Annotated in this window: 5 protein-coding genes; 4 read left to right on the forward strand and 1 reads right to left on the reverse strand. The window is 73.0% G+C overall.

Features of this window, described 5'->3' with window-relative positions; translation table 11 throughout:
• The first annotated feature begins 67 nt into the window (after nucleotides 1–67).
• Nucleotides 68–10,996, forward strand: coding sequence for an amino acid adenylation domain-containing protein (locus tag ACYUD3_RS21290; RefSeq protein WP_470972173.1), 10,929 nt, complete (start codon nucleotides 68–70; stop codon nucleotides 10,994–10,996).
• A complete protein-coding gene (locus ACYUD3_RS21295) occupies nucleotides 10,983–12,701 on the forward strand; it encodes an ABC transporter ATP-binding protein (RefSeq protein ID WP_470972175.1) in 1,719 nt (572 codons plus the stop codon). The genes ACYUD3_RS21290 and ACYUD3_RS21295 overlap by 14 nt, the downstream gene beginning before the upstream one ends.
• A 72-nt stretch (nucleotides 12,702–12,773) precedes the next feature.
• On the opposite strand, the gene ACYUD3_RS21300 is transcribed toward ACYUD3_RS21295, so the two are convergent.
• A complete protein-coding gene (locus ACYUD3_RS21300) occupies nucleotides 12,774–13,871 on the reverse strand; it encodes an alpha/beta hydrolase-fold protein (RefSeq protein ID WP_470972176.1) in 1,098 nt (365 codons plus the stop codon).
• Nucleotides 13,872–13,976: 105 nt separating this feature from the next.
• Between ACYUD3_RS21300 and ACYUD3_RS21305 the strand changes: the two genes are divergently transcribed.
• Both ACYUD3_RS21305 and ACYUD3_RS21310 read left to right on the forward strand, forming a co-directional pair.
• Nucleotides 13,977–14,180: an MbtH family protein gene (locus ACYUD3_RS21305; RefSeq protein WP_470972177.1), complete on the forward strand. Its 204-nt coding sequence runs from the start codon at nucleotides 13,977–13,979 to the stop codon at nucleotides 14,178–14,180.
• Nucleotides 14,181–14,277: 97 nt separating this feature from the next.
• Nucleotides 14,278–14,760, forward strand: a complete 483-nt coding sequence (locus ACYUD3_RS21310) for a GNAT family N-acetyltransferase (protein ID WP_470972179.1) — start codon at nucleotides 14,278–14,280, stop codon at nucleotides 14,758–14,760.
• The last annotated feature ends 53 nt before the right edge of the window (nucleotides 14,761–14,813 follow it).

Consider the following 14,813-nt stretch of genomic DNA (forward strand, 5'->3'; position numbering starts at 1 on the left):
TCCGGTCCGCCCCCCGACATGCCCCACCCGCCGACGTACCACCCCGTGAAGGGACGCGGAGTCTTCGATGCTGGAACCGAACGCTCGTTTCGTACTGCTTTCTCCCGCCCGACTGGCCGACGTACGACGGCGTACCGGCGAATTCTCCGACCGCACCGTCACCGAGGCCTGCGCCATCGGCCTCGCCCACTGGGCGAGGGGTGAGAGCCCCGAAGGTCTCGACCTCACCCCCGCCACCCTCTTCACGGACGTCCTCGCCTGGGCCGACAACGGCGGCAGCGCACCGGCGAGCTGGGCCACCGGCTCGGACGGCATCGCCGTACCCGAAGGCGTCGACCTCGCCGAGGCACAGCTCGCCCTCGACGACCTCGCCGACTTCCCCGACCGCACCCTCGGCACCATCGCGCCCGCCACCCCCGCCGGCCGGCTCGCCCAGCTCGCCCGCTGGAACGACAACCACGCCGGACGCGACCGCCCGACCATCGTCGAGCTGTTCCTGGAACAGGCCCGCACCCGGCCCGACGAGACCGCGATCACCGACGGGCACCGCAGCCTGACATACCGTCAAGCTGCCGAGCTGTCCAGCCAGTTGGCGCACCACCTCATCGCTCAGGGGCTCACCGCCGAACAGGTCGTCGGCATGTCCCTGCCCCGCTCCGCCGACATGGTCGTCGGCCTGCTCGCCGTGCTGCGCGCGGGCGGCGCCTTCGTCCCGCTCGACCCGCAGTGGCCGGCCGCCCGCCGGTCCGTGGTCGTCGAGGACGCCCGCGTCGTCATGCAGCTCAACGCGACGGGGGCCGCCGCCGACGGTGAACCGCCCGCTGTGGCCGTCGACTTGGGGGAGTGGGCGTATGGGGAGCTGCCCGCCGGTGACACGGGGATCACCCCGCCCGGCAATGCGCTCGCCTACGTCATCTTCACGTCCGGCTCGACCGGGCGGCCCAAGGGCGCGATGATCCGGCACGAGGCGATCAGCGAGCGGCTGCTGTGGCAGGTCGACGAGATCCTGCACTTCGGGCACGACGACGCCGCCCTGTTCAAGGCGCCGCTGTCCTTCGACATCTCCATCAATGAGATCTTCCTGCCGCTGGTCAGCGGCGGCCGGCTCATCGTCCTGAAGCCCGGCGGCGAACGCGACCCGCAGCATCTTTTGGGCGTCATCGCCCAACAGCGGGTCACCTTCACCTACTTGGTGTCGTCCATGCTGGACGTCCTGCTGGAGATGGCCGGCGACTCCGGGCGGCTCGACAGCCTGCGGCACGTGTGGTGCGGCGGCGAGGTCCTCACGCCCGAGCTGTACGAGCGGTTCCGCACCAAGCTCGACATCCCCATGTACCACGGCTACGGCCCCGCCGAGACCACCATCGGCGTCTCCCACGTCATCTACCGCGGCAAGGCCGGACGCCTCACCACCTCCATCGGCAAGGCCAACCCGAACACCCAACTCTACGTCCTGGACAGCGAGTTGCGGCCGGTACCGGCCGGCGTCGGCGGTGAGCTGTACGTCGGCGGCTTCCTCCTCGGCCGCGGGTACGTGAACGCGCCAGGACTGACCGCCTCCCGGTTCGTCGCCAACCCCTTCGCCGCCGACGGCTCCCGCCTCTACCGCACCGGCGACCTGGCCCGCTACGCCCCCGACGGCTCCCTCGACTTCCTCGGCCGCGTCGACAACCAGATCAAGATCCGGGGCATGCGCCTGGAGATGGAGGACGTCGAGGTCGGTCTCGCCGAACACCCCGGCGTGCGCTACACCTGCGTCGTCGCGAAGAAGAACTCCGCCGGGGGCACCTACCTCGTCGGGTACGTCATCCCGGCCGCCGGACACGCGGACCTGCGCGCCGACGACGTCAAGGCGTGGGCCGCCGAGCACATGGTCGAGTACATGGTGCCGACCCACGTCGTCGTCCTCACCGAGTTCCCGCTCACCGCCAACGGCAAGCTGGACCGCAAGGCGCTGCCCGAACCCACGGTCAGCACCGGGGAGCTGGCCGCGCCGAGCACCGAGAACGAGCGGCTCGTCTGCGAGGTCGTCGCGCGGGTGCTGCGGCTCGAAGCGGTCGGTGTCGACCAGGACTTCTTCAAGCTCGGCGGCGACAGCATCCTCGCGATCTCGCTGCTGAGCGCGCTGCGGGAGGCGGGGCTGCACGTCACCGCGCGGCAGATCTTCACGCACACCGTCGTGGGGGCGCTGGCGGCGGTCGCGAGCCGGGAGGAGAGCGCGCCCGCCGACGACGCGGACGTCGCGTTCGGGCCGGTCGCCGGGTCGCCGATCGTGCGCTGGCTGGGGGAGACGACCGACGCGATCGACGGGTTCGTGCAGTCGGTGGTGCTCAACACGCCGGAGGGGCTGACCGGTGCGGGGCTGGGGGCGGTGCTCGGGGCGGTCGTCGAGCGGCACGCGATGCTGCGGGCGCGGTTGGTGCGGGGGGAGCGGTGGAGTTTCGAGATTCCTGATGTCCCCGAGCCTGGTTCCGAGGCCGGGGTTGCGGCTGGCGCCGGGGCCGAGTCTGAGGCCGGGGCTGCGGCTGCGGCCGGCGCTGTGGCTGCTGGCGGCGCCGCTCAGGAGTCCCGCTGGGAGGAGAGCCGCCTCCCCCTCGACGACTGCGTCGCCCTCGCCACCGCCGGGCTCGACCCCGAGGGCGGTGTCATGCTGCGCGCCGTCTGGCGTCGCGAGGCCCGGCAGCTCGTCCTCGTCGCCCACCACGTCATCGTGGACGGCGTCTCCTGGCGCGTCCTCATGGACGACCTCGCCACCGCCTGGCGCCGGTTCAGCGAGGGCGCCCCGGTCGAACTGCCCCCGGTGGGCACGTCGTTCCGCCGCTGGACCCAGCTCCTGGAGAGCGCGGACTTCGACTCGGCCTACTACGAACGGGTGTTGCCCGCACCGGACGCCCGACTCGGCCGCCGGGCACTGGAGTCCACCGACACCGTGACCGGCGAGCGCACGGCGACCGTCACCGTCGGCGCCGACGTGACCGCCGCCCTCCTCGGCGAGCTCCCGGCCCGCTTCCACGCCGGCGTCAACGACGTCCTGCTCACCGCGCTCGCCGTCGCCCTCGCCCGCTACCGGCAGGGCCTCGGCCAGGACCAGACGTTCGCGCACATCGAGCTGGAGGGCCACGGCCGCGAGACCCGCGCCGTCGCCGACGCGACCGGCATAGAACCCGAACTCTCCCGCACCGTCGGCTGGTTCACGACCCTGTTCCCGGTCACCGTCGACCCGGGCCGGGCCCCCGACCTCACCGCGCCCGGCTACCTCGCCGCCGCCCTCAAGGCCGTCAAGGAAGACCTCGCCAAGGTCCCCGACAACGGTCTGTCGTACGGCGTCCTGCGCTACCTCGCCGACACCCGCTTCCCGAACCCGGCCCCCCAGATCCTCTTCAACTACCTGGGCCGCTTCGCTGCCGGGTCCACCGAGGACTGGCAACTCACCGGCGCCACCGGCCAGTTGGGTGAGAAGCGGGACCCGAGGATGCGGCTGCCGCGCGCCCTGGAGTTCAACGCGATCGCCGAACCCGCCGCCGGAAACGGCGAGTTCGAGCTGGTGACGACCGTCTCCTGGCCCGCCGGACTCTTCACCGACGCCGACATCGCCACCCTCGGCGGCTACTTCGAGCAGGCGCTGACGGGCCTGGCCGCGCTCACCGAGGGCGGCCACTCGCCCAGCGACTTCCCGCTGGTCCCGCTCACCCAGGCGGACGTCGACGAACTCGACACCCCGGGCCTGCGCGACGTCCTGCCGCTCACCCCGCTCCAGGAGGGCCTGTACTTCCACTCGGTGTTCGACGACGACTCGGCCGGCGCCTACGTCGAACAGCAACTCCTCACCCTGGACGGCGAGGTGGACCCCGTACGCCTCGCGGCGGCGGCCACCCGGCTGCTCAGCCTCTACCCCAACCTGGCCGCCCGCTTCACCGCCCTCGCCGACGGCCGCGTCGTCTCCGTCCTGGAGACCGGCGCCGAGGCGCCCTTCACGACCGTCGAGCGCCCCGGCATCACCGACGCCGAACTCCGTGACCTCGCCGAGCGCGACCGGCTCGCCGGCTTCGACCTCGCGACCGGCCCGCTCATGCGGTACACGCTGGTCAGGGGCGGCGACCGGACGGTCCTCGTGCAGACCGTGCACCACATCATCGCCGACGGCTGGTCCGTCCCGCCGATGCTGCGCGCCCTGCTCGCCGAGTACCACGCGCCCGGCACGGTCCACCCGATCGGCGGCTTCCCCGACTACGTCCACTGGCTCGCCGCCCAGGACGCGCAGGAGAGCGACCGAGTCTGGGGCGCCGAACTCGCGGACGCCGCCGTGTCGTTGGTCGCAGAAGGGCACACCCCCTCGGACCGGTTCGCGGACACGTCCGTCGTACCGGAGGACGGCGTCGACATCGACAGCGCCGCCCGTGCGGCGGGTGTCCCGCTGAGCGTCGCCGTGCACAGCGCCTGGGCGCTCACCCTCGGCGGCATCCTGCACAGCACGGACGTCGTCTTCGGCTCCACGGTCTCCGGCCGCGACGCCGACGTGCCCGGCATCCAGGACATGGTCGGCCTCTTCATCAACACCATTCCCGTACGGGCGAGTTGGACCCCCGAGACCACGGCCGGCGAACTCCTCGCCAAGGTCCGCGACCACCAGGCCGCCGTCCTCCCGCACCAGCACGTCTCCCTCGCCCGCCTCGGCGCCGGCGCCCTCTTCGACACCCTCGTCGTCTTCGACGTCGCCACCGACACGGCCACCCTGCGCCGCCCCGGCGACACCCTCACCATCACCGACATCGTCAACGAAGGTGCCCCGCACTACCCGTTGACCCTCGTCGTCGAACGCACCCTCGACGGCCGCCCCCGCTTCAACCTCATCTACGACGGCGCGCTGATCCGCGAGCGCGGCGCCCAGGACATCCTGCGCGCCTTCTCCGGCACCCTCACCGCACTCCTCACCCGCCCCCAGGACCCGGCCGTCACCCGGCGGTCCGCCCCGCGCCCCGAACAGCGCACCCTGGACGCCCTGTTCGACACCGCGGCCCGCCGCGACCCGGCCGCCACCGCCGTCACCCAGATCGCCCTGGACGGCGGCACCCGCTCCGTGACCTACGGCGAACTCGCGGCCGAGAAGCAGAAGTTGGCGTCCGCCCTGCGTGCCGCCGGGGTCCGCGCCGGCCAGCGGGTCGCCGTCGCCGTGCCCCGCTCGGTGGAGCAGGTCGTCGCCCTGGTCGCGGTCGTCGGCGCGGGCGGCGCGTACGTCCCGCTCGACCTCGCCTACCCGGACGAGCGGCTGGAGTACATCCTCACCGACTGCGCCCCCCAGGCCGTCCTCGTGGACGCCGGCCACCGCGAGCGGTTCACGCAACTGCTGGCCCGCACGGGAGTTGACGCCCGGGTCATCGTCCAGGGCGACGAACTCCCGCTGTCCGACGAGGAGTTCGCGGTCGGCTGGCACGACCCCGCCTACGTCATCTACACCTCAGGCTCCACCGGCCGCCCCAAGGGCGTCGTCGTGCCGCACTCCAGCGTGGCGACCCTGCTCGCGCAGACGCGGCCCGACATGGCGTTCGGGCCCGGGGACGTGTGGGTCCAGTTCCACTCCTACTCCTTCGACTTCGCGGTCTGGGAGCTGTGGGGCGCGCTGCTGCACGGCGGTGAACTGCTGCTGCCCGACTACGCGTTGACCCGCTCGCCGGTCGACTTCCACCGCATGGCCCGCGAACGCGGGGTGACGATCCTCAATCAAACCCCGTCCGCCTTCTACCAGTTCGTCGAGGCGGACCGGCAGTCCGGCGAGGCCCTGCCCGCGCTGCGCCGGATCATCTTCGGCGGCGAGGCCCTCGACCCCGCCCGGCTGCGCGGCTGGGTCGAACGGCACGGCACGGACCGGCCCCAGCTGGTCAACATGTACGGCATCACCGAGACGACCGTCCACGTCACCCACCGGGTGCTCACGGACGAGGACTTCGGCAGCGACGTCAGCCCGATCGGCGGACCGATCCCGGGTCTGGCCACCTACCTCCTCGACGACCAGTTGAAGCCGGTCCCGCCGGGCCGGGTCGGTGCGATCTACGTCGCCGGCGACCAGGTCTCCCTCGGCTACCTCGGCCGCCCCGGACTCACCTCCGGCCGCTTCGTCGCCGACCCGTTCGCCGGGGACGGCTCGCGGATGTACCACACGGGCGACCTGGCCCGCCGCACCCTCGACGGCGAGCTGGAGTTCGCCGGGCGCGCCGACGACCAGGTCCAGCTCAAGGGGTTCCGGATCGAACTCGGTGAGGTCGAGGCGGCGGTCCGGGACGTGCCCGGGGTCATCGACGTCGCCGTGACCGTCGCGGACAGCGGGGATCACCTCGTCGCGCACGTCGTGGGCCGGCCCCCGGCGGACCTCGCCGAACGGCTCGGCGTCAGCCTGCCCGTCCACATGGTCCCGGGGCGGGTCCTGACGGTCGGGGCGCTGCCGCTGACCGTCAACGGGAAGCTGGACCGGAAGGCGCTCGCCGCGCGCGCGGCGGAAGAGGACGACAGCCCGGCCGCCGCTGCCACCCCGACCGGCGGCGCCCCGGCTCCCGCCGCCCTCGACGCCCTCATCCGCATCTTCACCGACACCCTCGGCACCCCCGCCGACGCCGACACCGACTTCTTCCGGGCCGGCGGCGACAGCATCGTCGCGATCACCGTCATCAACCGGGCGCGGACCCTGGGCGTCCGGATCACCCCGAGGGACGTCTTCCTGCTGCGCACACCGCGCGCGCTCGCGGGACAGGTGAGCGTGCCGGAGCTGACGCCTGTGCAGACGGCCGCCCCGATCGACGGCCCGTTCACCCCGACCCCGATCATCCTGCGCCAGCGCCAACTCGGCGGCTCCCTCGCCCGGTTCGCTCAGGCACGCGTCGTCGAGGCCCCCCCAGGCACCCGCTTCGCCGACGCCGAACGCGCCGCGCGAGCCGTCGTCGACGCCCACCCGGCGCTCAGGCTGCGGCTGACGGCGGAGCACGGCGTCTGGACGCTGCGCACCGAGGCCGAGCGCGAGCTGATCCTCGTGCAGCCGCAGACCGACGACCCCCAGCGCGCCGCCGGTGAACTCGCGGACCTGCTCGACCCCGAGGCCGGGCGGGTCGCCGCGTTCGCGTGGCTCGCGGGCAGCCGGAGCCTGGTCGTCGTCGCGCATCACCTGTCCGTAGACGCGGTGTCCTGGCTGATCCTCCTGGACGACCTCGCAACCGCCCTCGGCGGCAAGGAAGTTCCGGCCCAGACCACGCCGTACGCCGCGTACGCCGAGGCGCTGGCCGCGCAGGCGCAGCAGGACACCGGCGGGCTCGGGGAGTGGATCACCACCCTCCAGGCACCCGAACTCACAGCCGGAACCGGCGAGTTGCGTGAGACCACGGTCTCCCTGCCGGCGGATCTCACCGACCGCGTCACCCGCACCGCCCCCGCCGCCCTCGGCGTCGGGCTGACCGAACTCCTCGTCGGCGCCCTGCGCGCCGCGCTCACCGCGGTGCAGCCCGAACCGGCCGATCTGGCCGTGGAGTTGGAGCGGCACGGCCGGGTCCCGGTGCTGCCGGAGCACGACTACACGCGCACCGTCGGCTGGTTCACCTCGATCGCCCCGGTCCGCCTCACCCCGCACACCGACCCCGTCGAGGCGGCCCGCGAGGTCGCCGCCCGGCAGCCCGACGAGCGCGGGCACGTCGCCTACGGCCAACTCCGTTACCTCAACCCGCAGTCGGCGCCCCTGCTCACCGCCCGCCCGCAGGTCCTCTTCAACTACCTGGGCCGCGGCAGCGAGGACCAGGCGCTGCACATCGGCGGCGGCGAACAGGGCAGCCCCTACGCCGTCGAGGTCAACTCCTGGCTGGAGGAAGGGGAGTTGAAGGCGGCGTTCACGCTCGCCGAAGGCGTCCCCGACGCGCTCACCGGGCACTGGCTCACCGCCCTGGAACGCATCGCCGCCGCCGCGACCGACGCCGAGCGCACCGCGCCCGTCACCCCGCTCCAGCGCGGCCTGTACTTCCAGGCCCAACTCGCGGGCCAGGCAGGGCATTACGTCGCCCAGAGCTGGTTCACCTTCGACCGGCGCCTCGACGCCGAGCGGCTGGCCGACGCGATGGCCGCCGTCATCGCCCGGCACCCGGTCGTCGGCGCCGGCTTCACCACCGACGACGACGGCAACCCCGTCCAGAGCCTCAAGGCCGGCCGCCGGGTCCCCGTACGGACCGTCGCGGTGGACAGCGTCGCCGACGTCGACGCGCTGCGGGCCCGCGACCGCGACACCGGGTTCGACCCGGGCGAGCCGCCGCTGATCCGGCTGACCGTCGTCCGGCTGCCCGACGGCCGCGACGGGCTGCTGCTCAGCTACCACCTGCTGCTGTGGGACGGCTGGTCGCGCGAGATCGTGCTGCGCGACCTGTTCGCCGCGTACGCGGGGGAGTTGACGGCCGAGCCCGCGCCGAGCTTCGAGGAGTACGCCCGGACGCTCGCCGCCCGGGACACGGCCGCCTCGGAGCGGTTCTGGGCTCGGCAGCTCGCGGAGCTGCCCGGACCGACGCTCCTCGCCGGACCCGCGCCCGCCCTGTCGGCGGAGCTGCCCCCAACTCTCGTCCACACCCTGTCCGTTGAGGAGTCCGACGCGCTGCGGGACGCCGCCAAGGCGCACGGCGTGACCCTCAACTCCGTGCTCACCGGTGCTTTCGGGCTGCTCCTCGGCGCGCACACCGGGCGCGGTGACGCCGTGTTCGGCGTGACCGTCTCCGGCCGCGAGGGCGAAGGGCTCGACGAGGTCGTGGGCGTGCTGCTCAACACCGTGCCCCTGTGGACCCGGGCCCGCGCCGGGGAATCCGTACGGGCGTACCTGGAGGGCGTGCAGGGCTCGCGGGTCGCCGCGATGGAGCACGAGCACCTCGGGCTCGGCGAGATCCAGCGCGCCAGCGGCCAGGACACCCTGTTCGACAACCTGTTCGTGCTCCAGAACTTCCTGGACATGGACGCCTTCGCGGAGATGAACGCGCGGCACGGCATCGTCGAGGTCAAGGCCGACGACTCGACGCACTACCCCTACACGTGGGTGGTCACCCCGGGCGAGCGGCTGAGCGTCAAACTGGAGCACCGGTACGGGACTTCGGCCACCGCGCGCGGACTCCTCGACGACTATCTCCGGGTCCTCGGCGACCTCGCGAAGGCGGACGGACCCGTCGGCGCGCTGCCCGGACCGGGCGCGTGGCCGCAGCCGGCGCCCCGGACCGACATCGGCACCGACACGGTCGTCGACCGCTTCGACCAGGCCGCCGACCGCGCCCCCGAGCGGCTCGCGCTCGTCGCGCAGGGCAATACCCTGACCTTCGGGCAACTGCGCGACCGCAGCCGGGAGTTGGCGGGTGTGCTCGCCGCGCGCGGGATCGGTCCTGAGACCAACGTCGGGCTCGCGATCCCGCGTTCGCTGGACTCGATCGTCGCCCTGTTCGCCGTCCTGCGCGTCGGCGCGGCCTATGTGCCGCTGGAGCTGGACCACCCGGACGAGCGGATCGCGGCGATCGTCGCGGACGCGCGGCCCGACGTCACCCTGACCGTGTCGTCCGTGGCGCACCGGCTGACGGGTGAACTCGTCGAGCTGGACCGGCCGTTGCCGGCCGCCGAGCCGTTCGTGACGTTCACGCCGGACGACCCCGACCGGCTGCGCCACCCCGCCTACACGATCTACACCTCCGGCTCCACCGGCAAGCCCAAGGGCGTGGTGACCGAGTACGCGGGTCTCACCAACATGCTCGTCAACCACCAGCGCCGTATCTTCGAGCCGGTCCTCGCCGAGCACGGGCACCGGATCTTCCGGATCGCGCACACCGTGTCCTTCGCGTTCGACATGTCGTGGGAGGAGCTGCTGTGGCTCGCCGACGGGCATGAAGTGCACATCTGTGACGAGGAGTTGCGCCGGGACGCGCCCCGACTCGTCGAGTACTGCAAGGAGTTCGGGATCGACGTCATCAACGTCACCCCGACCTACGCGCAACAGCTCGTCGCCGAGGGCCTGCTGGACGATCCCGGCCGGCGGCCCCCGCTGGTCCTGCTCGGCGGCGAGGCGGTGACGCCGACGCTGTGGCAGCGGCTCGCCGAGACGGAGGGCACGGTCGGCTACAACCTGTACGGGCCGACCGAGTACACCATCAACACCCTCGGCGTCGGCACCTTCGAGTGCGCCGACCCGGTCGTCGGCGTCGCCATCGACAACACCGACGTCTATGTCCTCGACCCCTGGCTGCGGCCCCTCCCGGACGGGGTCCCCGGTGAGCTGTACGTCTCCGGCGTCGGTATCGCCCGCGGCTACCTCGGCCAGCAGGCGCAGACCGCGCACCGGTTCGTGGCCAGCCCGTTCGGGGCGCCCGGCGAGCGGATGTACCGCACCGGCGACCTCGTGCAGCGCCGGCCCGACGGCAACCTGATGTACCTGGGCCGCACCGACCAGCAGGTCAAGATCCGCGGTCACCGCGTCGAACTCGGCGAGGTGGAGGCCGTGTTCGCGGCGCACCCCGCCGTCCGGTTCGTCGCCGCCGTCGCCCAGCGCGATCCGCAGGTCGACGGGGCCTACCGGCTCGCCGCCTATCTCGTCCTGGACGGCGCCGAGCTGGCGGACGTCGCGGCCGAAGTGGGCGCCGGGCTCCCGGACTTCCTGCGGCCGACGCACTACGCCCGCGTCGACAGCATCCCGCTCACCGTCAACGGGAAGGCTGACACCAAGGCGCTCCCCGAGGCCAAGCCGCTGGGCGCGCTGACGACGGCGGGGGAGCGCGGCCCCGAGACCGAGACCGAGACCCTGGTGTGCGAGTACTTCGCCGAAGCACTCGACCTGGACGACGACGAGGTGAGCGCGGTGAGCGATTTCGTGTCCCTGGGCGGACACTCCATGCTGGCGGTGCGGCTCGTCGGACTGCTGCGCCGCGAGTTCGGCCCCGCGGTCACCATCCGTGACCTGTTCACCCTCCGCACCCCGGAAGCGATTGCGCGCCATCTCGATGACAACTCCTGACACCGCCCCCGATCCCGCGCGGCAGCCCCGCCCCGGGGCCGCCATCCTCCGCACCGCCCTGCGGCGCAACGTCGGCGCCATGGCCTGGGGCACGCTCCTGATGGGCATGTACCAGGCCGGCGAGACCGCGTTCCCCATCGCCCTGGGCCTGATCGTCGAACACACCCTGCGCGACGACCGCAATCCCGGCACGCTCGCCCTGTCCATCGGCGCGCTCGCCGTGATCATCACGACGGTCTCGCTGTCGTGGCGGTTCGGCATGCGCGTCCTCCAGAAGGCCAACACCACCGAGGCGCACCGCTGGCGGGTCAAGGTCGCCGCCTGCGGCCTTCAGCCCGTGGCCCGCGACAACGGGCTGAAGTCCGGCGAGGTCCTCACCATCGCCACCGAGGACGCCGACCAGACCGCCGACATCATCGAGGTCGTCCCGCTGCTGATCAGCTCGCTCGTCGCGGTGCTGGTCGCGGCGGTCGCCCTCGGTCTCGCCGACCTCAGGCTCGGCCTGCTCGTCATCGTCGGCACCGCCGTGATCCTGTCCATCCTCAGCGTGATGTCCAAGCGCATCGGCTCCAGCACGCAGGAGCAGCAGGCCCGCGTCGCCCGGGCCGGCGCCAAGGTCGCCGACCTCATCACCGGACTGCGCCCGCTGCACGGATTCGGCGGCAACCACGCCGCGTTCGGCTCCTACCGCAAGGTCAGCGCCGAGGCCAGGCAGCAGGCGTTCACGGTGGCCCGCGTCAACGGCGTGTACGCCGGCACCGCGCAGGCCTTCAACGCCGTCCTCGCCGGCGCCGTCACCCTCCTCGCCGGCTGGCTCGCCTTCGAGGGCCGTATCGACATCGGCGAACTCGTCATGGCCGTCGGCCTCGCGCAGTTCATCATGGAGCCGCTGAAGCTGTTCTCCGAGATGCCCAAGTACGTCATGATGGCCCGCGCCTCCGCCGAACGCATGGCGCTCGTCCTCGCGGCGCCCCCCGCGATGACGCCCGGCACCGAAGTCCCGGACCCGGGCAGCGACTTGGAGGTCGACTGCGTCCGCCACGGCGAGCTGCGCAAGCTCAAGTTCCAGGTGAACGCCGGTGAGTTCGTCGCCGTCGCCGCCTACCAGCCCCGCGCGGCGGCCGACTTGGCGTCCGTCCTCGCGGTGAACGTCCCGCCCCACGCGTACGAGGGCGCCGTCCGCGTCGGCGGCAAGGAGCTCGCGGAGCTGTCCGTCGCGGCGGTCCGCGAACACCTCCTGGTCAACCCCTACGACGGCGAGATCTTCGCCGGCACCCTGCGCACCAACATCGACCCCTCCGGCAGCAGCCGTTCGGTCGCCGAGGCGGTCGAGGCGTCGATGCTCACGGACGTCGTCGCCCTGCACAAGGAGGGCCTGGACTACGCCGTCCGCGACCGGGGCGCCAACCTCTCCGGCGGCCAGCGGCAACGGCTGTCCCTGGCACGGGCGCTGGCCGCCGACAGCGACGTACTCGTCCTGCACGACCCGACGACCGCCGTCGACGCCGTCACCGAGCAGCTCATCGCCCGCAATGTCGCCGAACTGCGGCGCGGGCGGACGACGTTGGTCATCACCAGCAGTCCCGCGCTGCTGGACGCGGCGGACCGGGTGCTGGTGCTGGACGAGGGGGTCGTCGTCGCCGAGGACACGCACCGGAATCTGCTGGCGAACGACGAGGCGTACTGCCTGGCGGTGGCGCGGTAGAACAGGCCTGTGGCGCGGTGAAGCGAAAGGGGAGGCCGGTGTGCACCGGCCTCCCCGACTCTCGTCCGCGCCCTACCCGAGCGCCCACCCCACGTCCCGCACCAGCGCCCCCCGCCACCCCGCCCGGTCGTGCCCGGACGCCATGCGTGTGACCTCGACGGCCGCCCCGGCCTCCTCGGTCAGCGACTCGACCAGCGCGCAGTGCGGCAGCATCTCCGTCTCGTGCTCCCCGACGGCGAACGCGATCCGCAGCCCTGACAGGTCCGGCCGCTCCTGCCGCAGCCACGCGGCGACCGAACCGCCCGCGGGGCCGTCCAGCAGCGGGTCCGGGGACCCCACGGCCTCCGGGGTCCACCAGAAGGAGCCCGACTGGCAGGCGACCCTGGTGACCAGCTTCGGGAACTCCAGCGCCGCGTACAGGGCGCTCAGCCCGCCGAGGCTCTGGCCCGCGACCACCAGACGTGAGGTGTCGACGGGCACCCCCGACTCCGCGACCAGCGGCAGGAGTTCGTCCCGCACCGCCTCCCACAGCTCCGGGCGGCAGCCGAACTCGGCCTCGCGGTCACGGGTGGGGAGGAAGACGAGGGTCACCGGGGGGAGGTCGCCGGCGGCCACCGCCGCGTCGAACGCGGACATCGCCGGGTGCAGGTACAGCCAGTCGTCGCCGTCCAGCAGCAGCACCACAGGACCGCCGCCGCCCACCGGATGCAGCCGCACCGTCCGCCGCCCGCCGAGCCGGCCACTGGCCCAGCGCAGCCGCGTGACCGGCACCGGCAGCACCGCGTCCGCGCCGACCGCAGGCCAGTACGGCTGGGCCGGGGCGTCCGGGGTCGCGGCGATCGAGCGGTCACCGCCCGAGCCTTGGGGGTTGAAGGGGTCGGCGAACGCGTCCTCGCCGCTGAGGAACTGGTACGTCACCCGCAGCCGGCGCGGCATCCGGACCTCGGCGTACCAGCAGTCGGTGTCGCCGAACCGCTCCAGGGCCACCGGACCCGACCAGCTCTCGAAGCTCAGCCGCACCGGGGCGGTGCCGCGCCACAGGAACAGGGTCCGCCAGCCGCCGTCGCCGTCGGGGATCGCGGCGGGGGCGCCGACGGCCGCCCAGAACGCCTCGCCGCCGGGCTGCTGGGGAAGGCCGAAACCGGCGAACGCGTACTCCACTTCGGCCACGCGGGACCTCTCCTTGTAAGAGGGGAAGGGAACCGACTAGGCTCCACTCGATTAGGGGAGCCTAACCTAATTTCGCGTCCAGTTCCCGCCGAGGAGGCACCGAACATGAGCACCAACCCCTTCGACGACACCGAAGGCCGTTTTCTGGTCCTGGTGAACGACGAGGGTCAGCACTCCCTCTGGCCCGCCTTCGCCGAGGTGCCCGGCGGCTGGACCACCGCCTTCGGCGAGGACAGCCGCGAGGCCTGCCTCGCGTACGTCGAAGCCAACTGGACGGACCTGCGCCCGCGTTCCTTGACCCAGTCCTGACTTGGTGAACAAGTAAGGCAAGGCTAACCTTGTCTCGCTCGCCCGGGTGTCCGTCCACCCTGCCCGGCGCGACCGAGGAAGGAAACCCGCCTTGACCATGGCCACCCCCCACCCGGCCCCGACCGCACCGCCGGCCACCCGGGTGCGCCCCGCGCGCCGGGACGACGCCGCTCAACTGACGGCGCTGTCCCGGCCGTTCGTCCGCACCGGCGCCCTGCGCGAGCGCCCCGCCGCGCTCTACGTCGCCCACGCGCCGGAGTTCCTGGTCGCGGAGGGCCCCGACGGCCGCCTGGACGGCTGCGTCGCGCTGCGCGTGTACGGCACCGAGGGGGTCCTCTACAACTTCTGCGTCGCCGACCGCAGTCAGGGCGCGGGCCTCGGCTCCCGGCTCCTGCGCGGCGCCGTCTCCTGGGCCCGCGCACAGTCCCTGACCAGGCTCTTCACGGCCACGACAGGGAGCGGCGCGGTCTTCAGGCGGCACGGGTTCGCCCCGGCCGGGGTGCACACCGCTCCGGCGGCCTGGACCGCCGAACTCGACCCCGGGAGGGGGTCGCGGGTGCTGGCGCGCGAGCTGACCTGAGAACCGACTGAGCGCCGACGGGGGTTCGCCCCCGCCGGCGCTCCGCGGACCGT

The organism is Streptomyces sp. AMJ-169, from assembly GCF_055597585.1.

Excerpts from the sequence above, each read along its gene's own strand:
- ACYUD3_RS21305 (WP_470972177.1), top strand. The coding sequence starts at position 13,977 with ATGAGCACCAACCCCTTCGACGACACCGAAGGCCGTTTTCTGGTCCTG.
- ACYUD3_RS21295 (WP_470972175.1), top strand. The coding sequence starts at position 10,983 with ATGACAACTCCTGACACCGCCCCCGATCCCGCGCGGCAGCCCCGCCCC.
- ACYUD3_RS21310 (WP_470972179.1), top strand. The coding sequence starts at position 14,278 with ATGGCCACCCCCCACCCGGCCCCGACCGCACCGCCGGCCACCCGGGTG.
- ACYUD3_RS21290 (WP_470972173.1), top strand. The coding sequence starts at position 68 with ATGCTGGAACCGAACGCTCGTTTCGTACTGCTTTCTCCCGCCCGACTG.